17 protein-coding genes (1 of these 17 only partly in view) are annotated in these 18,672 nt (G+C 69.5%); 10 read left to right on the top strand and 7 right to left on the bottom strand.

What is annotated here, in order from left to right; genetic code table 11:
• Positions 1–9: 9 nt before the first annotated feature.
• On the bottom strand, positions 10–1,617 hold the full coding sequence (locus VZL07_RS13740) for an LVIVD repeat-containing protein (protein WP_426755970.1): 1,608 nt from the start codon (positions 1,615–1,617) through the stop codon (positions 10–12).
• 108 nt (positions 1,618–1,725) lie between these two features.
• Positions 1,726–3,438, bottom strand: a complete 1,713-nt coding sequence (locus VZL07_RS13735) for an LVIVD repeat-containing protein (protein WP_426755969.1) — start codon at positions 3,436–3,438, stop codon at positions 1,726–1,728.
• Between the two features lie 285 nt (positions 3,439–3,723).
• Between VZL07_RS13735 and truB the strand changes: the two genes are divergently transcribed.
• Entirely contained in the window at positions 3,724–4,632 is a 909-nt protein-coding gene (gene truB, locus VZL07_RS13730; protein WP_426755968.1) for a tRNA pseudouridine(55) synthase TruB, read from the top strand.
• Positions 4,633–5,381: 749 nt separating this feature from the next.
• Here the strand turns inward: truB and tkt are convergent.
• From tkt to VZL07_RS13715, 3 genes are all read right to left on the bottom strand, one after another.
• A complete protein-coding gene (gene tkt / locus VZL07_RS13725; protein WP_426755967.1) occupies positions 5,382–7,445 on the bottom strand; it encodes a transketolase in 2,064 nt (687 codons plus the stop codon).
• A gap of 160 nt (positions 7,446–7,605) precedes the next feature.
• Positions 7,606–8,811, bottom strand: coding sequence for a vWA domain-containing protein (locus VZL07_RS13720; RefSeq protein ID WP_426755966.1), 1,206 nt, complete (start codon positions 8,809–8,811; stop codon positions 7,606–7,608).
• Between the two features lie 12 nt (positions 8,812–8,823).
• A complete protein-coding gene (locus VZL07_RS13715) occupies positions 8,824–9,672 on the bottom strand; it encodes an AAA family ATPase (RefSeq protein ID WP_426755965.1) in 849 nt (282 codons plus the stop codon).
• A gap of 163 nt (positions 9,673–9,835) precedes the next feature.
• Between VZL07_RS13715 and VZL07_RS13710 the strand changes: the two genes are divergently transcribed.
• The 6 genes from VZL07_RS13710 to VZL07_RS13685 all read left to right on the top strand — a co-directional run bounded on the left by VZL07_RS13710 (position 9,836) and on the right by VZL07_RS13685 (position 15,002).
• The gene (locus tag VZL07_RS13710) at positions 9,836–10,003 is read left to right on the top strand and encodes a hypothetical protein (protein ID WP_426755964.1); all 168 of its coding nucleotides are present in this window, start codon (positions 9,836–9,838) and stop codon (positions 10,001–10,003) included.
• A 210-nt stretch (positions 10,004–10,213) separates the two neighbouring features.
• Positions 10,214–10,867 (top strand): cell wall protein, encoded by a 654-nt coding sequence (locus tag VZL07_RS13705; RefSeq protein ID WP_426755963.1) that lies wholly within the window; start codon positions 10,214–10,216, stop codon positions 10,865–10,867.
• 762 nt (positions 10,868–11,629) lie between these two features.
• Entirely contained in the window at positions 11,630–12,163 is a 534-nt protein-coding gene (locus VZL07_RS13700; protein WP_426755962.1) for a hypothetical protein, read from the top strand.
• A 487-nt stretch (positions 12,164–12,650) separates the two neighbouring features.
• On the top strand, positions 12,651–13,763 hold the full coding sequence (locus VZL07_RS13695) for a 3-oxoacyl-ACP synthase III family protein (RefSeq protein WP_426755961.1): 1,113 nt from the start codon (positions 12,651–12,653) through the stop codon (positions 13,761–13,763).
• Positions 13,763–14,359 (top strand): DUF2378 family protein, encoded by a 597-nt coding sequence (locus tag VZL07_RS13690; protein WP_426755960.1) that lies wholly within the window; start codon positions 13,763–13,765, stop codon positions 14,357–14,359. Before VZL07_RS13695 ends, VZL07_RS13690 begins: the two co-directional genes overlap by 1 nt.
• Positions 14,360–14,447: 88 nt before the next feature.
• Entirely contained in the window at positions 14,448–15,002 is a 555-nt protein-coding gene (locus VZL07_RS13685; protein WP_426755959.1) for a hypothetical protein, read from the top strand.
• 39 nt (positions 15,003–15,041) lie between these two features.
• On the opposite strand, the gene VZL07_RS13680 is transcribed toward VZL07_RS13685, so the two are convergent.
• Positions 15,042–15,695, bottom strand: a complete 654-nt coding sequence (locus VZL07_RS13680; protein WP_426755958.1) for a hypothetical protein — start codon at positions 15,693–15,695, stop codon at positions 15,042–15,044.
• 10 nt (positions 15,696–15,705) lie between these two features.
• Positions 15,706–16,188 carry a nuclear transport factor 2 family protein gene (locus tag VZL07_RS13675; protein ID WP_426755957.1) on the bottom strand — a complete coding sequence of 161 codons (483 nt, stop codon included), beginning with the start codon at positions 16,186–16,188 and terminating at the stop codon, positions 15,706–15,708.
• Positions 16,189–16,347: 159 nt separating this feature from the next.
• Between VZL07_RS13675 and VZL07_RS13670 the strand changes: the two genes are divergently transcribed.
• The 3 genes from VZL07_RS13670 to VZL07_RS13660 form a co-directional block, all read left to right on the top strand.
• The gene (locus VZL07_RS13670) at positions 16,348–17,703 is read left to right on the top strand and encodes a sialidase family protein (protein WP_426755956.1); all 1,356 of its coding nucleotides are present in this window, start codon (positions 16,348–16,350) and stop codon (positions 17,701–17,703) included.
• A gap of 94 nt (positions 17,704–17,797) precedes the next feature.
• Complete coding sequence (gene def / locus VZL07_RS13665; protein ID WP_426755955.1) at positions 17,798–18,304, top strand: peptide deformylase; 507 nt, start codon at positions 17,798–17,800, stop codon at positions 18,302–18,304.
• Positions 18,305–18,315: 11 nt separating this feature from the next.
• Positions 18,316–18,672: the 5' end (the start) of a sterol desaturase family protein gene (locus VZL07_RS13660; protein ID WP_426755954.1), read on the top strand. It continues 366 nt past the right edge of the window; only the first 357 of its 723 coding nucleotides appear in the window; it begins with the start codon at positions 18,316–18,318; its stop codon lies off the right edge, out of view.

Genomic DNA, 18,672 nt, shown 5'->3' with positions numbered 1-18,672 from the left:
GCCACGGGGCTATGGCTCGTCGAAGATGAGCAGCCCGCGCGACGTGTCCACCACGTACACGTGGCCGTCACCGGGCACGCGCATGCCGATGGCGCCTTCGTACATGCCGTCCGTCCGGCGCGGGTCCGTCTCCCGGAAGGTGTTGAAGTGCGCCACCTCGCGCGGCTGGGCGGGGTTGGATACGTCCAGCACGCGCACGCCTTCGTGGTACCAGGCGACGTAGAGGCGCGTGCCCACCAGCACCATGTTGTGGATGGAGGTGAGGCCACGCAGCCGGTACTCGCCAATCTTCGCGATGCCCGTGGGGTTCGTGACGTCCAGCACCCGCACGTGGGCGCCCAGCGTCTCGCCGCCCTCGAAGGCCACGGTGCGGCCGCTGAACGTGCCCACCGCGTTGGCATGGCTGAAGGCGTGCGCATAGCCATACCGGCCCAGCAACGACGGTGTCTCGCCGTCGAGCCCCACGATGAGGAACCCGTCGGTGGTGTGGTTGACGTAGAGGCGCCCGCCGTACGCGAAGGCGTCGTGCGGGTAGCCCGTGCCGCCCGGGTATGCGTAGCGGGTGAGGAGCCGGGGCTCCAGCGGGTTGGCGATGTCGAAGATGAGCGTCTCCTGGCTGGGGGAGGGCGACATGGCGTAGAGCCGCGCTCCCTCCACGAAGACGGTGTGAACGTTGATGGGGCCGGCGTTCCCCGGGTGGTTGCGCACGAAGGTGGGCCGCGCCGGGTTCTCCAGGTCGAACACGAGCAGGCCGGCGTCCCCGCTGGCGACGTACAGCGCGTTGTCCTTGGCCCAGACCCCATTCCAGTACCCGTCGCTGGGGAGCTGGAAGGACGCCGTCTGCACGGGCGCGCGGGGCTCGCGCACGTCGAAGACGGTGAGCCCGCCTTCGCCCTGGGGCGCGTTGATGGACACCACGTAGGCATGGCCACGCGTGACGTACACGTCCACCGGCGTGCCCCGCTCCACGAAGGACTCGGAGAGGAGCTCCAGGGCGGAGGACTCGGGCTCGTCCTCCCGCCACGTCATGCGCTCGGCGCGGAAGGAGCCCAGGTAGTGCAGCGCTCCGTTGCGGCACCACGTGAAGCAGCCGGAGAGGCTGCGGGGCCCCTGGGCGCGGCACGCGGCGAAGGTGAGCCGGTCCGTCTCGTTGGAGGTGCGTGTGTACTCGGTGGAGAGGACGAACCGCTCGCCCTCCACGGAGGAGGCATTGGGCGTGCGGCCCATGACGGACAGCGGCTGGCCGGCGGCATCGAACTGGAAGCCGCCGCTGCCGGGCGCGCTGCGGGTGCCGCCGCCGCTGCTCGGGAGCTCGTAGCGAATCTCCGCGCGGTAGATGGCGCCCTGCCGCTCCAGGGTCGCCAGCGAGCCCATGTCGCAGCCCGGCACCACGAACGTCTCAGGGGCGCCGCACGCGGCCTGGGCGCTCAGGGTGGGGCACGTCTCGAACGGGCCCGGGTCCACCCACTCACCCTGCTCCGGAACCACCGCCCAGGGGCCGTCATAGGCCGGCGGCTCGGGAGGAGGCGCGGGCGGTGCGGGCTCCGACGAGGAACAGGCGGACAGCGACGCGGCGCAGGCGAGCGCCAGCAGCGGACGCACGGCACGACGGAACATGCGGGAGCCTCGAGTGTGGAGAGATGGGGCGCCCGCCCCGACCACCGGGCGCCCTGCCTCCAGCTTAGAGGTCGCCGCGAGCGCCGGAAAGAGGCGCCCCGGGCCGGCTCACAGCTCGTTGAAGATGAGCAGCCCGCGCGAGGTGTCGACGACGTAGACGTACCCATCCCCGGGCACGCGGATGCCGATGGCACCCTCGAAGGGGCTGTCCCCTCGATTCGGGTCGCTGTCCCGGAACGTGTTGAAGTGCGCCACCTGCCGGGGCTGGGTGGGATTGGCCACGTTCAGCACGCGCAGGCCCTCGTGGTACCAGGCGATGTACAGCCGCTCGCCCTTGAGAATCATGTTGTGGATGGAGGTGGAGTACCGCATGCGGTACTCGCCAATCTTCACGATGTTCGCCGGGTCGGAGACCTCCAGGACGCGCAGGTGCGAGCCCGGGAACTCGCCGCCCTCGAACGCGATGGTGCGTCCGGCGAAGGTGCCCACCGCGCTGTGGTGCGCGAAGCCGCCGAACCCCGGGTAGAAGTACTGTCCCAGGTGCCGCACGTTCTCCAGGTCGCTGACATCCATGACGGAGTAACCGCCGAAGGCGTTGCTGATGTAGAGGCGGTCCTGGTACGCGAAGAAGTCATGCGGCCCGCCCAGGGCGTACTGCTCGGGCAGGGTGATGACCTGCCGCAGGACGGGCGCCAGCGGCGTGCTGACGTCGTAGACGCGGGTGCTGCCCACGTAGTCGGTGATGTCCGACGCATACAGCCGGTCCCCATCCACCAGCACGGTGTGCACGTTGGCGTAGCCGTTGCCGGGCAGGCCCATGACGAACTCCGGTGCCCCCGGGTTGGAGATGTCGAAGACGGAGACGCCGGTGTCGGCGCTCGCGACGTACAGCGCGTTGTCCTTGGCCCATACGCCGTTCCAGTACGAGTCACCTGGCAGGCTGATGGAGGTCTTGAAGACGGGGTGCGCCGGGTCGCTCACGTCGAAGACGGTGAGCCCGCCGAAGCGGCCGGAGCGGTTGAGGGACACCACGTAGGCGTGGCCGTGGGTGACGTAGACGTCCGCCGGCATGCCCAGCTCCACGAAGGACTCGGAGACGAGCTGCAGCCCACCCGAGACCTCGGCTTCACCGCTGCGCTCCGCGCGCTCGACCTCGAAGGTCCCCGGGGTCCAGGTGTAGAACTGGGGCGTCTGCCGGCAAGTGACGTAGCAGCCGGTGATGAAGCCGGGCTTGGGCGTCTCGCAGCCGGCCAGGGAGAAGACCTGCTCCCCGAGGGCGGGGTGCGTCTGCCGGGCGGAGAGGAAGAACCTGCCGCCGTCCGTCATCCGCGTGGTGAGGGGCCTGCCCAGGAGCGTATCGGTGCCCCCGTCCGAGAAGAGCTGGAAGCCAGCGACTCCCGGCGTGACGGATGTGCCGCCATCCTCCAGCGGCCGCGCTCCCCGCCCGTCGCCCGCGTAGATGCCGTGTGGCGCCACCGCGGCGAGCTGGTCGGCGTTGCAGGACGACAGGTCGAAGTTCGCCGGGTCCTCGCATTCCTCGAGGGTGGGGTTGGTGGCGGTGAACCGGCACTCGGAGAACGCGCCCCGGTCAATCCAGTCGCCCGGGTCGTCGAGCACCGTGTAACTGCCGTCCCACGGCTCCGAGGGACCGCCATCCGTCCCCGCGTCGTCGGTGCCGCCATCCGTTCCGGAGTCCGTGGGGTGCTGAGTCCCCGCGTCGGGAACGGGCGTGGGCGTGTCGTCATCACAGCCGGTGACGGAGGACAGCATCAGGACGAGCGTGGGCAGCAGCGCCCGACCCGAACGGAGCGGAGACGTCATGATGAGGCACCTCGTGAGGGAATCAGGGGCACTGCGGGTGTGGCGGTCTTGCGGCTCTACGTATGGATATGCCGACCTTGGCGTTTCCGGGTTCGGATGGTTGCCGGATGGAGGGGAATCGGGCGCTGCGGGGCGGACCCGGGCCGCCGGTCCTTGTCATGGTCCTGGCCTTGCAACCGCGAGTGCCCCCACGGATGTCTGGGAAGATGGCGCAGGACGCACGCGCCGGCCCTCGCGTCCCCGGCGTCGCTGGGCGGGGTAGGCTGGGGGCCCAGGAGGGTCGAGGTGGGAGGGAGACTGAGTCCGGGCATCTACCGGGTCCACAAGCCGGTGGGCGCCACGAGCTTCTCGGTGGTGCAGCAATTCATGGCGGAGGCGCAGGCCGCGCAGCCGGGCAAGCGGACACCGGTGTGTCACGGTGGGACGCTGGACCCGTTCGCGGAAGGGCTGTTGCTGGTGCTGGTGGGACAGGCGCCGCGCTTGTTCGAGCTGCTGCACGCGGTCCCGAAGACCTACGAGGCCGAAGTCGTCTGGGGCTCGGAGACGGACACGGGGGACCTGCACGGCCGGCCCGTCCACCAGGGAGACGCAAGCGCCCTGACGCCCGAGGCGCTGGACGCGGCGCTCGCGTCCTTCGTGGGCTGGCGTGAGCAGGTGCCTCCCGCCACCAGCGCGAAGAAGGTGGGCGGCGAGCCCGCCTATCGCAAGGTGCACCGGGGCGAGGCGGTGGAGCTGCCCCCCTCGCGCGTGTACCTGCACGCGGCGCGCTGGCTGTCCCATGACCTGCCGCGCAGCAGCCGCCTGTGGCTGAGCTGCCGCGGCGGTTACTACGTGCGGGCGCTCGCCCGCGACGTGGGGCGCGTGCTGGGCTGCGGGGCGCACCTGTCCGCCCTGCGGCGCACGGCGATTGGTCCGTGGGAGGACCCGGGCCCCGGCCAGCGTGGATGGCTGCACGGGCGGGAGCTGCTGCCCTGGGCCCGCGTGCGGACGCTCACCGACGCGGAGGTGGGCGAGCTGCGCCGTGAGCGCTCCATTCCCCCGAGCGGCGTGTTGCCCCCGGACTGGAAACTGCCCGCGGGCTTCCCGGACCCGGAGGCCCCCATCCGGGGCTTCCACCAGGGGCGCCTCACCTTCCTGCTGCGGGAGCGCGACGGCGCGCTCTGGAGCGACATGGAGCTACGCGGCGGGCTCTGAGACACCCACGCCACGTCACCTCGCTCACGGGTACCCGGTCCGGCGGCGCGCGGCGCCAGGCCGCGCTCTGGAGCTACGCGGCGGGCTCTGAGCCGCCCACGCGGGTTCGGCTCCGCTCACGGACGCCCCGGCCGCGCGCAACGCGCCAGGATGTCACGGACGCCTACCCGGCACTGCCGCCGATGACAACAGTCACCACCTCCGGCCCCCCCCGGTGATGACAACTGTCATCGGTGATGACAGTTGTCACCACCCCCTCGAGCCGGCGGGAAACCACCCTTCATTTCGGCAACCCATTGAAAAGACTCGAATCGCCCAGCAGCGCCCACCCGGGCCGGTGTCTGGCACGCCACGCGCAATAGGCCAAGGCATCACGCTCCAGCACGGAGCGGGGCTCGAAGCACGGGTGGCCTGGTCTGGGGGGACCAGGCGCCGGGGGGCGAATCACCCGGGCGGAAGAGTCAGTCGGACCTGGAGGACTTGATGGGGTGAGCGGAGACCGGTTCGGGGGGACCGGGAAGCGACCGGGGGGACGCAGCGCTCACGCCGAGAGGACGCCGGGAACGACGCCGAAGTGACCTGATGGGCACATGGCGCGGGAGGAACCAGCCGGGGGGCTGGGATGCGACGGGGGTCGCGACTTCCGCGTCATGGGCCTGCCAGGGAGAGCACCTGGATGCCGAGAAGGCCCGAGGGGCCTCGGACCGTTGGGGGACGGTCCGAGGCCCTTACTTTTTGCGGGCGACGGGCTACGACCGCGCCTTCGCCTTCTTCATCGAGTCCTTGGCCTGCGCGGCCACGTGGTCCGCGGTGAAGCCGAACTTCTGCTGGAGCGCCTTGATGGGCGCGGAGGCGCCGAAGCTGCGCATGGCGACGATGTTGCCGTCATGTCCCACGAAGCGCTCCCAGCCGAAGGCGGCGGCCTTCTCCACCGAGACGCGGGCGCGCACGGACGGCGGCAGGACGCTGTCCCGGTACTCCTGGGACTGCTCCTCGAACAGCTCCCACGATGGCAGGCTGACCACGCGGGCGGCGATGCCATCGGCCTTGAGCTTCTCCTGCGCGTCCAGGCACAGCGACACCTCGCTGCCGGTGCCGATGAGGATGACCTCCGGCTTGCCGCCCTCCGCCTCGGACAGCACGTAGCCGCCGCGGGCCACGCCCGACGCGGGCGCGTACTTGCTGCGGTCCAGCGTGGGCACCGGCTGGCGCGTGAGCACCAGCACCACCGGGTGCTTGCGCTGCTGGCCAATCACCCGCCACGCCTCCGCCACCTCGTTGGCGTCGCCGGGGCGCAGCACGATGATGCCCGGAATCGCGCGCAGCGACGCCAGCTGCTCCACCGGCTGGTGCGTGGGGCCGTCCTCGCCCACGCCAATGGAGTCGTGGGTGAAGATGTGGATGGCCGGCAGCTCCATCAGCGCGGACAGGCGGATGGCGGGGCGCTCGTAGTCACTGAAGATGAGGAACGTGGCGCCGTAGCCGCGCAGCTTGCTCAGGCACAGGCCGTTGACGATGGAGCCCATCGCGTGCTCGCGCACGCCGAAGTGGACGTTGCGCCCGGCGAAGTCGCCCGGCTTCATCGGCTCCGAGCCGGTGATGTACGTCTTCGTGGACGGGTTGAGGTCCGCCGAGCCGCCCACCAGCCACGGGTAGTGCTTGGCGATGGCGTTGAGCACCTTGCCGCTGGAGTCACGCGTGGCCAGGCCCTTGGCGTCGGCGGGGAACGTCGGCAGCTCCGCGTCCCAGCCCTGGGGCGCGTCGCGGCGCTGCATGCGCTCGAGCTGGTCGGCCAGCTCGGGGAACTGCTTGCGGTACTCGGCGAACTTCTGCTCCCACTCGGTGCGCAGCTGCTTGCCGCGGTTGCCCATGCGCTCCTGGAAGCGCTCGCGCACGCCGTCGGGCACCAGGAACTTCGCGTCCTCGGGCCAGCCGTAGAAGCGCTTGGTGCCCTTGATTTCCTCCTCGCCCAGCGGCTCGCCGTGCGCCTTGGACGAGCCCTGGAGCTTGGGCGCGCCGTAGGCAATCTGGGTGGTGACGATGATGAGCGTGGGCTTGCCGCGCATCGTCTTGAAGGTGCGCAGCGCCTCGCCCATCGCGTTCAGGTCGTTGGCGTCCGGCACGCGCAGCACGCGCCAGCCGTAGGACTCGAAGCGCTTGCCCACGTCCTCGGTGAAGGCCAGGTCCGTGCTGCCGTCGATGGAGATGTGGTTGCTGTCGTAGATCCAGCAGAGGTTGGGCAGCTGGAGGTGGCCGGCGACGGAGGCCGCCTCGGACGCCACGCCCTCCATGAGGTCGCCGTCGCCACAGATGGCATAGACGTCGTAGCTGAACAGCTCGAAGCCGGGGCGGTTGAAGTAGCCGGACAGCCAACGGCTGGCCATGGCCATGCCCACGCTGTTGGACACGCCCTGGCCCAGGGGGCCGGTGGTCGTCTCCACGCCGCTGGTCCACCGGTACTCGGGGTGTCCCGGGGTGGACGAGTCGAGCTGCCGGAACTTCTTGATGTCGTCGAGCGACACGGTGGGCGCGTCCTCGACGGTGTAGTCGCGCGTGACGCGCTTCACCCCGGCCAGGTGGAGCAGCGCGTACAGCAGCATGGAGGCGTGGCCGTTGGACAGGATGAACCGGTCACGGTCCGGCCAGATGGGGTGGGACGGGTCATACCGGAGCTCCTGCTGCCAGAGCTGGTACGCCACGGGAGCCAGGGACATGGGCGCCCCCGGGTGGCCCGAGTGGGCCTGCTGCACCGCATCCATGGCGAGGGTGCGGATGGTATTGATGGCCAGCACGTCCTGCTTGTCGGTTGTCATGGTGTCCTCGCGGTCCCGCTCGCGTGCGCGCGCACCATGCCGCAAGTGGCGCTCCAGGTGCTGCACCAAATGCGAGGGAGCCCGCCGGGCCGTCCGCCAGTCCACGGGCACACCGGGAATTCCTGCCCCGGAGGGCACGGGAATGAATCCCGCGCGCCGTCTACCGCCGTGCCGCCGCGCCCCTCACGGTGCGCCCGCGCGTCAGGTGCGTGACGGCCTCACCCAGGCCCTCCACCGTCAGGGCGAACATGGGGAAGAGGCGGGCAATCACGGCGATGGTCCCCGAGCGCCACGTGCCGATGGGCTCCGGGTTGAGCCACACGTTGCGCTCGAAGTGCTGCGCCAGCTGCATCAGCCACGTCAGCCCTTCCTGCCCGTCCGCCTTGTAATGCCCGTTCGCGTCGGTGCGGATGCCCAGCTCGTACGGCGCCATGGAGGCATCTCCCACCATGACCAGCTTGTGGTGCCGCCCCACCTGGGCCACCAGCTCCGGCACGGTGATGCCGCCGGTGAGCTGCGGCGTAGCGTACAGCTTCCCGTAGACGCAGTTGTGGAAGTAGTAGGTGCGCAGTTCCTTGAAGTGCGTGGCCTGGCTCGCCACGCTGAACAGCCGGCTCACCAGCGCCGCGTACGGGTCCATGGAGCCGCCCACGTCCATGGCCAGCACCACGCGGGTGTTGGGCCGTCGCGGTGGCCGCGTCACCACCTCCAGCTCACCCGCGTTGCGCGCGGTGGCGGCGATGGACTCGTCCACGTCCAGCTCGTCCGGCGCGCCGTCGCGAGCGAAGGCCCTCAGCTTGCGCAGCGCCACCGCCATCTGCCGCGTGTCCAGCACCACGTCGTCGCGGTAGCCCGCGTACTTCCGGGCGCCGGCCTGCATCAGCGCGCGGCTCTGCCTGCCGCCCGCGCCGCCCACGCGGATGCCCTCGCGGCCGAAGCCGTTGTTGCCGAAGGGGGACGTGCCGCCAGTGCCCACCCAGCGGTTGCCGCCGTCGTGGCGCTCCTTCTGCTCGCGCAGGCGCTCCTCGAACAGCTTGCGAAGCTCCTCCGGGTCCAGCTGCTCCAGCAGCGCCACTTCCTCCGGGCTCAGGTCGGGCCGCTCGCGCGCCTCCTCCAGCCAGTTGAGCAGCTCCTGCGTCAGCTCCAGGCTCGCCGTCTCCACGCCCTGGAAGTGCGCGAGGAAGGCCTGGTCGAAGACGTCCAGTTGCGTCTCCGAGTGCACGAGGAGTGCCCGGGCCACGTGGTAGAAGCCGTCCAGGTGGCTGTCGTGGAGGCCCGCGCGCAGCGCGCCCGCCAGCGCCAGCGCCTCCTGGGCGCCGACCTTCAGCCCGCGCCGGCGCAGCTCGTAGAAGAAGGGCAGGAACATGGCAGTGCCTCTTCAGGCCCGGGGACGGCGCCCGCGGCCGAAGGCCTCCGCCACGGAGACCAGGTCCTGCTCCTTCTTCAGCAGCGCGCCCAGGAAGGGGAGCTGCTCGTCCATCTTCAGGTCGTGGACCCCCTGCGCCTTGAGCACGGAAATCCAGTCGATGAGCTCGCTGGTGGAGGGCTTCTTGCGCAGGCGGGTGAAGCTGCGCAGCTCGTAGAAGACCTTCAGCGCCTGCTCCGCCAGCGCGCTGTCCAGGCCCGGGTGGTGCACGTCGACGATGCGGCGCATCAGGTCCGCGTCCGGGAAGTCGATGAAGTGGAACACGCACCGGCGCAGGAAGGCGTCGGGCAGCTCCTTCTCGTTGTTGGAGGTGATGACCACCACGGGGCGGTGCTTCGCCACCACCTCGTCGCCCGTCTCGGTGACGCGGAAGCGCATCCGGTCCAGCTCGTGGAGCAAGTCGTTGGGGAACTCGAGGTCCGCCTTGTCCACCTCGTCAATGAGCAGCACCACGCGCTCGGGGGAGGAGAAGGCCTCGCCCAGGGGGCCCTGGCGGATGTACTTGCGGATGTCGCGCACGTCGCCGTCGTTGAAGCGCGAGTCATACAGGCGCTGGACGGTGTCGTAGACGTAGAGACCGTCCTGCGCGCGGGTGGTGCTCTTCACGTGCCAGGTGATGAGGCGGTGCCCCAGGGCCTCGGCGATGGCCTCCGCCAGCAGCGTCTTGCCCGTGCCGGGCTCGCCCTTCACCAGGAGGGGGCGCTGGAGCGTCAGCGCGCAATTGACCGCGGCCTGGAGGCTCTCGTGGGTCAGGTAGGTGTCGGTGCCTTTGAAGCGGACGGGAGTGGGCGCCTGGCTCATGCCCCGTCCCTTTAACACCCGCGCCGCCGCCGTGGGGGCTCACGTACCGGGGCACCCGGAAACGTCAGACCCGAACGGCATCATCGTTCGTATGTATCGGGGGGAGGGCAGACCCGTGGGGTTGGCCGGGCACCCGCTCCGTCACCTGCTTCGAGGACGCGCCATGGGTCACCTGTTCGTTCCTGCACTGTTGCTCGTGGGGGCCGCCTCCCTGGCGGTGCGCACCTGCGGGACGCCCGCCGTCGTCCGGACGCCCGAGCTCCGGCGGGAGGCGCCGACGCAGCCCGTGCCGGTTCGCGAGCCGCCGGCCACGGTGAGCCGCCGAGGGTAGCCGGTCCTCTGCCGGGAGGGGCCGACCTCACGGGATGTATGCCTTCGCCCGCCGGTCAACGATTGGTATGAGCCAAGCACAGGTTTTCACACCGGTTAGCCGGGGCCCCGTGTATTCTCCCGTGTAATGTCCATTGCGAATGCTCTTGGCGAAATCTTCCGGCGCGAACTCGATGCGCAGTTGGTCCCTCTGCAGGAGGCGGTCCGGCGCATGGAGGAGGGCCTGGAAGCCCTGGAGTTGTTGCGCTCGGTGACGCACCGGCTGGCGCCGTTGACCAGCCGCCTGGGCGCGATGGCTGGCGTGAGGACGCCCGCGGCCCTGCCTGAGCCAGCCTCGGCGCGAGGCCGTCGGGGACGCCGGAAGCAGGCGAGCGTGGCCGTGAAGGGCCGGGCTCCCACCGGGAGGGTCGCCGCGGCGAAGCCGCTGAGCGTGTCGACGGAAGAGGGGCCGCGGGCATGCGCCGTCATCGGGTGCGACCGGCCCAGCCGTTCCAAGGGTTACTGCTCGGCGCACTACCAGAAGCTGCGTCTGCTGATGCGGACCAACCGTCGGCCTGCGGAATGGCGGGATGATGCGCCGCCGCACTCCGTGCAGGAAGTGACGCTGCCGCGTGGCCGCGCGGCGAGCAAGGCGCTGCGTGAGAGCGCCGAGACAGTCAAGGCCGCGGCCAAGGGCGGGCGCAAGGCGAAGGCTGCCGGCGCGAAGAAGGCGCCCTCGGCCAGGAGCAAGAGCGCCAAGGCTGCCGGCACCAAGACCCGGCCGAAGAAGGCTTCGGCGAAGAAGGTCGTAAGGGCCGCGAAGGGCGCGAAGGCCAAGGCGGGCAAGCGCAAGAAGGGCAGCGCCGCGCAGGGCTCGCTGTTCTGACCTCGCCTTCACGTCGAGGCATCCGCGAGCGCCCAGGGCCACGGAGCCGGGCGGATGGCCAGGTCCCATCCGCGTCTTGATGCCCGTGTCTGGGCTGCTCACAGGCGAGAGGCGTCAAACGAGTGGATGACGCACCTCCAGACGTGAGCTTCGCCGGAGTGTCTGGTCTCCAGGCTGCCAGCGCCCAGCCCCAAGCGCCCGTGCGCGACCATGCGGGAGGCGGCAACCTGCAGCGTCGCCGGAACACCTGGTTCCTGGATGGCTGGCGGTCGTGATGCCGGCGCTCGAGTACGGCCGGGCGGAGGCGCCAAGCTGGAACTGAGCCGCAGTGTGGCCGGGGAGGCGGCAACCTGCATTGTCGCTGGAACACCTGGTTCCTGAATGGCTGGCGGTCGTGATGCCGGCGCTCGAGTACGGCCGGGCGGAGGCGCCAAGCTGGAACTGAGCCGCAGTGTGGCCGGGGAGGCGGCAACCCGCAGCGTCGCCGGAGCGCTTGCCCCCTACGCTGCTGGCGGTCGCGCAAGGAACACCAGGGCAGCAGGTTGACTCCCAATGGGATTGGGGCGTGGCCATCCGGTGTCCATGCTGCGGACCCGGGAGAAGGCGTCGCCCTCGATGTGCCCCGACATGGCAAGGGGCCATCGCGCCCAGGCAGCGCACCCGTGAGGGCCAACTGGCGCAGGCCGAGCAGGCGGCAGAGTGCCGGACATCCGCGGTCGGGTGACCGTTGACAGGGGTCGAGCGGGATGGGATTCGGCCCGCATGAGCGAGCAAGGTTATCCGGTCACCGTGGCGGTGCGTCGGCCCGACGGGCGAGTGGAGCAGGTGCGAGTGGGCACGGCGTTCAAGAGCGGCGAGGGCTTCACGCTGACGCTGGGAGAGATGTCCATCGGCGGCACGCCGGATGCGGCGGCCCCGGCGGCGCGGCGTTCGGCGCCCGCGAGCAGCGGTGGTGGCGGCGGCGATGGAATGGTCTTCCCCAACTACGGCCGCAGCAAGGGCGCGCCCATCGTCGGCGCCAGCATGGGCGATCTGGAGTTCTACGCCAACGGCGCGCGTCGCACGCTGAACGACGCGAGCAAGTCGCGCTGGCACGACAAGGAGCGCCAGCTCCTCGCCGCCATCGAAGCGGAGATCGCGCGTCAGCGGGGCGGTGACGCGGGCGGCAGCGAAGGTGGCTACGGCAACCAGGGTGGTTACGGCGGTGGTGGGGGCTACGGCGGCGGCCGGGGTGGCGGCGGCTACGGCGGCGACGACATCCCGCCGCCGACGGATGACGACAACATTCCGTTCTGAGCGCGGTCCCGCGGGTGAGTGGCCGCCCGGAACGGGCGGCCTTCCCGGCGTGTTGAATACAGCACGGATGTCTCATCCAGACAGGCAGCGCTGACGCTTTTGCTTCAAAACATGCACTCGCAGTGAGATGTTCAGCCCGCGAATGAGACAGGGGTCATGATTCACTCATGCCTGTCACATGTCTCTTCACTCGGGGCGAAGTCGAATTCGACACCGCAGGTGACATGGCGAGTCAGCGGAAGAGAATTCTCAACACCGCGCGCTTCATTCTCACAGGTTGGCGCTTCATCTGTGAAGCATCCAAAATGTGCAATAATCCTGAATGCTTGAGTGAGTTGCCCGCTCAGTGGTGATTCACGGGTGAATCCGCCTGGGAGACCAGGGGCAGTCGTTTCAATGACTTCGTAAGTGGCCTGAATCCTGCTCAACCTCGCTTGCCAGGGAATCTCTCCCATGTGGCGAGGCTGTGAAAAAACGAGGCCATTAAATGACACCCAATGTCTGTGTCGTCGGTGCAGGTGCCTTCGTTCCTTCACGGGTTGTGAGCAACGAGCGCATCGCCCGAGCCATCCCGGGATGGTCCGCGGCACGCATCGAAGAGAAGGTCGGGATTCGCGAGCGCCGCTTCCTCTGGGACATCGATGAGGCATCGGGTCGGGCGGTGCCGCCGCCGGACAACGACGGGCACATCTACCCGGCCAGCAACACGGACATGTGCGAGGTGGCGCTCCGCAAGGCGCTCGCGCAGTCGGGAGTGGACGCCAAGGAGCTGGACGCGCTCTTCGTCGTGACGTGTACGCCGGACGCGCCGCACTTCAACCACGACGCCATGGAGCTGCACCGGCGGCTGGAGCTTCGCGAGGACGCCTTCGGCCTGGTGGTGGATGACGGGTGCGGTGGCACGCCGTACGTCCTGGACCTGGTGAAGAAGATGATGGACGGGGGCCGCATGCGCACGGTGGCGGTGGTCGCCTCGGCCTTCACGTCGCCGCTGGTGAACCGCGAGGTCTACACCGACGAGCTGCCGCCCGGACCCGGCCGAGCGAAGACGCTGCAGGGCTACCTCTCCATGTACGTCTTCGGGGACGGCGCGGGCGCGGTGGTGCTCCAGTCGAAGCCGGGCGAGGCGGGGACGCAGGGCATCCTGGCCTCCTTCTCGGGCAATGCGCATGGAGACCTGGTCATCCGGAAGGGCGGCGGCCTGCTGAAGCTGCCGTACCAGCCGGGACGAATGCGTCCGGCGGACATGGCCTTCGTGGTAGATGGCTTCCGTGTGGCGCGCAGCTATCCGGAGTACATGCAGAAGTGCCTCGACACGGTACTCGATCCGCACCCGGAGCTCCGCCCGCAGGTGCAGCGGTACTATTTCCACCAGCCGAACAAGCGGGTGATGGACGCCTTCGTGGCGCGGGCGGGGCTGCCGCGTGAGGCGGTGGCGTGCAATGTGGACCGATATGGCAATACCTCGGCTGCGGGGATGCTCATCCTCCTGGCCGAGGACCTGGACGCGGGGCGCGTGCGTCTGGGAAGTGGCGACCTGGTGGTCGTGGCCGCGGTGGGCGCGAACATCCACTACGGAGCGCAGCTCGTGAGGTTGTAATGGACAATCTGGATGCAAACACCGCCCGGGACCTGGAAGCACGGCTCGCGCTGGCGACGAAGGACGACACGGCCCGAGGCCTCTTCTTCAATGGCGTGGTCTCGGCCGTGCGCACCATGGGCGGCGACAGCGCGGTGGCGCGCTGCCTGGCAGCGAGTGGTGAGACGCGCTTCATCGACTTCTTCAACTACCCGGTGGCTGCCTTCTTGAAGATGTCCTTCACCGCGGCGCAGGTGATGGCGCCGCAGCACGGAGGCTTCGACGGAGCGCTGCGGCGCATGGGCGTGGTCGCGACGACGGACTTCCTGTCCTCGGCGGCGGGCAAGACGCTGCTGCTGCTGGCCTCGGACAGCCCGAAGCGGCTCGTGGGCAACCTGCACTCGGGCTACCGCGCGGCGGTCAGCTATGGCGAGCGCGGAGTGAAGTGGACGGGCGACACCAGCGGCATCTTCACGATGAAGCGGGACTTCATGCCGCCCGCCTACCACGAGGGCACGCTGCAGGCGGTCATCGAGGCCGTGGGCGGCAAGCAGGTGCAGGTGCACGGCCGCCAGACGGGGCCGCTCGACACCGAGTACACGCTGTCCTGGCAGTAGCCGCGGTCAACGCCGCGCGTCGAAGGCACGGGTTCGGACGGAGGTGCGCATGTCGCGTCTGAGGGGAAGTGCGATGTGGGGGGCGGGAATGCTCCTGTTGTCCGCGGAAGCGGTCGCCACGGAGGTGGTGATGCAGTTCCGCACGCAGGAGGACCCCGCGGTCCCCGCGGACGCGAAGGTCTGCGCGGCGGCGCCCTTCGCGGCGAACGTGAAGCTCGGCGCGAGCGTCTTCATCCCGCTGCACCAACCGGGCGGCGGCACGGCGGTGGACGCCGGAAACCGGCGCGTGGGCACGGCGACGGCGTGCATCGAGCTGAAGGACAGCGCATTCCCCGCCGGGCAGCAGTTGAATGTCCACATGCGCTACAACCTGCCGGAAGGCGGCTTCACGGCGCAGGGCACGTGCACGGTGGTGAGCAACGACGTGCCTGCGGCGGGCCTGGTGCTCGCCGGTTGCGCGATGCGGCTCGTGGACGTGCCCAAGGGCTACCTGGGCGGGACGGTATCGAGCACCAGCGTCTTCAACCCCCGGAAGCTGCCAGGCTATGCCACCGGCTCGTATTACACGCTCTACGCCTACCGCGACGCAGCCAGGCCGAAGGCGTCGCGAAAGGCCGAACCCGCCGCGAGCGGACGCCAATAGCCGCTGGCCTGAGTGACCCGGACAAGCGGCGGGGGCGCGTCACAGCCACACGCGTGTGTACCAGGGCGGTCGGGAGGGAGCGCGCATCATCCGGGCACTGTCCCGAGGCCGGGGCACGGTGACGTATCGCAGCCGGTAACCACGCGGCAGCGTCTTCCAGTAGTTCAGCTGCCACGGCACCAGCGCCTCGCCGCGCTTCGACTCGGCCACGGGCTGATTCTCGTCACCGAGCGTCTCGTGAAAGCGGAACTCCTCTTCCGCGGCTTCGGGGCTCGCGGCCTCGATGACCCACGTCTCCGGTGCGTCATTCGCCGAGGGCTCCTGCCCGGCATTGACGTACCGGCTCCAGTCAGGCTTGGCGTGCTGCTCCCAGACCGCGCCCCCGGCGGCAGTCAGCTCGTAGACGAAGTAGGAGCGGGGCTGCCAGGCGTCAATGGCCCGCGAAATCTCCTCGGAAGAGAACAGCTCCTGGAATCCGCTTGGAAACGGGTACACGCGGATGAGCCCACGCTCGGCGAGCCCTGACAGGCGCTCACACAGCTCCTGCCGGGACAGCCGCGGGTCGTCCGGCATGTTGAGCGCGACATGGGGGTTGGGTGCGACGAGCATGTGCAGGGGCGTGGGCAGCTCCATGGCGACTTCCAGGAGCCACCGGTCCAGGGCATCCACATCCCCCGCGGCGTTCTCGGACATGGGGCTCACCTCAGACGGTGGGGATTCCGCGCGCACGCATGAAGGCATCCAGCGACTTCCGGGCCTGGGCCTGGACCTTCTTCTTCAGCAGGGGCGTCCACCCGAGCACCAGCCCCGCGGGCCCGAGCGCCTGGCGGGACCACGCCCAGAAGTCGAAGTGGTCGCGGTGCCGGACAATCTTGCCGTCGCGAAACTCGAACTCCGCATCGACGCGGTTGAGCACCTTCCGGCCGGTGGTGCTGAAGGTGTAGCGCGCATCCCAGTGGGCACGGCCGTGCTGGTCATCGGCCTGGACATCGCGGAAGGTGACTTCCAGGTCCTTGCCGCGCTCACAGAGCATGAGCCACATGGCGCCGGGCTCACGGTGATGGAGTCCGACGAAGGCCTCGTCGGTGAACGTCGCCTCGGGATGGTAGCAGGCCGCCATGGCCTGGGCGTCACGTCGTTGGAACGCTGAATAGAAGTCAGTGAGGAGCTGGGCGTGCGGGTGCATGGGACGGGTGTATCAGACCTGTCAGCGTGGATGCGCCCACTGTCCGGCATCCACTGCGGCGACGTGAAGATGCACCCGGGACGGATGGCGGCGGAGCGTGTCGCCGCGCTACCCCGGCCGGTCGGCGCCGCATGCCAGGGCGCAGGGGGCGTGGCGCGTATGCGCAGTCCGAATCGTGGCGGCCCGATGGTGGGGGCGATGATGGCGCTGGCGGTGTGCGCGCTGCCGGCGAGCGCCCGCGCGCAGTCCTTCTCACCTCCGCAGACCCTGACCACGACGGCAGTGGGCTTCCAGGTGCCCCAGGTATGCACCTGGCAGGGGGATGTGCACGTGGTCTGGCTGGACGGGGCGGAAGGGGGGCGTGATGTGAAGTACCAGCGCAGCATGGATGGAGGTGCCTCCTTCCAGCCGGTGCGCAGCCTCAGCGCGGCCAGCTCGATTCCCGGCGCGAATGCCCGAGGCGTCAAGGTGCTGGCCCATGGAGAGCGTGTCTACGTGACGTGGCTCGAAGGCGGGCTGCGCTTTCGTTCGAGCAACGACCGCGGCGCCACCTTTGGCAATGTCCTCGAGCTGACCCAGGACAAGGAGGGCGGGCTGCGCCTCGCGGCCACGGCCAGCCATGTCTACATGGGGTGGTTCCGCTCCAGCGAAGACGAGCGTGGAGGGATTCACTTCATCCGCGGCTCCGCGGGAGGTGTCTTCGCGGACGCCGAGGCGCTGAGCGGCCGGGGCTACGGTGACGTGGCGCTGGCGGCGCAAGGGGAGCACGTCTACGTGTTGTGGAACGGCTCGGGCAGTGACGAGGCGTCGAGCCTCTCCTTCCGGAGGAGCACCGACGGTGGGCGCACCTTCGAGCCGGCCCAGCAGCTCGCGGGGTTGGGCGAGGGCTCGCGGAACCACACGCTGACGGTGCAGGGCAACGACGTCTACGCGGTGTGGACGGAGTGTGGCACGGGCCTTTCGACCTGCGAGGTGCTGCTGCGGCGGAGCGCGAATGCGGGGCGCACCTTCGGGCCCGTGGTCAATGTCAGCAATGACGGGAAGGCGTCTACCCGGCCCCAGGTCGTGGCGCGGGACTCACGGCTCTTCGTCGCATGGCAGGACCTGTCCCCGGGCGCCCTGGGGCCCGACATCGTCCTGACAATGAGTGTCGATGGTGGCGCAACCTTCACGGCCCCCCGGAAGGTGACGCAGACGCAGGTTCAATCCTCGTCCCTTCGGATGGTGCCAGCGGGAACGGGCGTGCGGTTGGTCTGGACGGAGGGGTTCAATGGCGAGCGGGAGGTCCTGACGCGCGCCACGGTGGGCTTGGGCCTGGGCCTGGGGCCGGTGGAGAACTTGAGCCGGAGCCAGGAAGACTCGGGAGAAGCGTCCGTGGTGTCCTCCCGCTGTGGCGCCCAGGTCCATGTCGCCTGGCTGGAGGGGGGCGCGCCTCGGGGCAACGCGGTGCTGTACCGGCGCGCGACGCTGCCCTTCTCGGGGTTCTATTGCCTGCTGTGGCCGGACCCCCGGTGAGCCGGACCCGGGGATGGCCGGGGTGTACGCCGTTGGACCGTTGGAATGCGGAATCGGAGGGCGTTGAGCAGGCGTGCATGGCAGATTGCGGCCCATGGCTCGCGACATCGTCATCTGGCCCCATAAGGTCCTCACCACGTCCACCAAGCCCGTGACTGACTTCGGCCCTTCGCTCGAGAAGCTCCTCGAGGAGATGGCCGAGTCCATGAAGGAAGCAGAGGGCATCGGCATCGCCGCCAACCAGGTCGGCGAGCCCCTGCGCGTGGCGCTGGTGACACGGGAGGACGGGACGTCCTTTGAAATCGTCAACCCGCAGATTTTGGAGAAGAAGGAGCCCGTGACGCTGGAGGAGGGCTGCCTCTCCGTCCCGCGCGAGTGGGAGAAGTGCCCGCGCTTCCACAAGGTGAAGGTTCGCTACCAGGACAAGACGGGGGAGTGGCACGAGCTCGAGGCGGAGGGCCGGATTGCCCACATCCTGCAGCACGAAATCGACCACCTGGATGGGCACGTCTTCGTGGACCACCTGTCCAGCCTCAAACGCACCCTCATCCTGGACCGGATGAAGAAGCTGCAGAAGGCGAAGGCCCGCCAGAAGGCCTAGACGGGAGAGGGATGGACGGGGCCGCCAGGGCCACGCGCTCGATTCCAGACCGCGTGGCGGCGTTTCGTGAGGCGTACCGGCGCGAGCGGGTGGGCCCCCGTTACTCCGGGCGCGCGCACTTCGCCTTCACGAGCCTGGGCGGCCTGTCGGTCATCGGCCTTGCGCTCTCACGCGTGGAGCCAGGGCCCGCCGCGGAATGGCTGACCCTGCCCGCCGTCTTCCTTTTGGGAAACATCGTGGAGTTCTTGGGCCACCGCGGGCCCATGCATCACCGCCGGCGGGGGTTGGGGCTGCTCTTCCACCGCCACACCGAGCAGCACCACCGCTTCTTCACGCACGAAGCCCTGGCCTATGAGTCCCCTCGGGAC

This window comes from Pseudomyxococcus flavus (assembly GCF_050038885.1).
In the GTDB taxonomy this organism is placed as follows: Bacteria; Myxococcota; Myxococcia; order Myxococcales; family Myxococcaceae; genus Myxococcus; species Myxococcus flavus.
This window is presented reverse-complemented; position numbering and strand designations above follow the sequence as displayed.

Coding starts and splice junctions, on each gene's coding strand:
- VZL07_RS13740 (WP_426755970.1), bottom strand. CDS start 1,617: ATGTTCCGTCGTGCCGTGCGTCCGCTGCTGGCGCTCGCCTGCGCCGCG.
- VZL07_RS13735 (WP_426755969.1), bottom strand. CDS start 3,438: ATGACGTCTCCGCTCCGTTCGGGTCGGGCGCTGCTGCCCACGCTCGTC.
- tkt (WP_426755967.1), bottom strand. CDS start 7,445: ATGACAACCGACAAGCAGGACGTGCTGGCCATCAATACCATCCGCACC.
- VZL07_RS13720 (WP_426755966.1), bottom strand. CDS start 8,811: ATGTTCCTGCCCTTCTTCTACGAGCTGCGCCGGCGCGGGCTGAAGGTC.
- VZL07_RS13715 (WP_426755965.1), bottom strand. CDS start 9,672: ATGAGCCAGGCGCCCACTCCCGTCCGCTTCAAAGGCACCGACACCTAC.
- VZL07_RS13710 (WP_426755964.1), top strand. CDS start 9,836: ATGGGTCACCTGTTCGTTCCTGCACTGTTGCTCGTGGGGGCCGCCTCC.
- VZL07_RS13705 (WP_426755963.1), top strand. CDS start 10,214: ATGGAGGAGGGCCTGGAAGCCCTGGAGTTGTTGCGCTCGGTGACGCAC.
- VZL07_RS13700 (WP_426755962.1), top strand. CDS start 11,630: ATGAGCGAGCAAGGTTATCCGGTCACCGTGGCGGTGCGTCGGCCCGAC.
- VZL07_RS13695 (WP_426755961.1), top strand. CDS start 12,651: ATGACACCCAATGTCTGTGTCGTCGGTGCAGGTGCCTTCGTTCCTTCA.
- VZL07_RS13690 (WP_426755960.1), top strand. CDS start 13,763: ATGGACAATCTGGATGCAAACACCGCCCGGGACCTGGAAGCACGGCTC.
- VZL07_RS13685 (WP_426755959.1), top strand. CDS start 14,448: ATGCTCCTGTTGTCCGCGGAAGCGGTCGCCACGGAGGTGGTGATGCAG.
- VZL07_RS13680 (WP_426755958.1), bottom strand. CDS start 15,695: ATGTCCGAGAACGCCGCGGGGGATGTGGATGCCCTGGACCGGTGGCTC.
- VZL07_RS13675 (WP_426755957.1), bottom strand. CDS start 16,188: ATGCACCCGCACGCCCAGCTCCTCACTGACTTCTATTCAGCGTTCCAA.
- VZL07_RS13670 (WP_426755956.1), top strand. CDS start 16,348: ATGCGCAGTCCGAATCGTGGCGGCCCGATGGTGGGGGCGATGATGGCG.
- def (WP_426755955.1), top strand. CDS start 17,798: ATGGCTCGCGACATCGTCATCTGGCCCCATAAGGTCCTCACCACGTCC.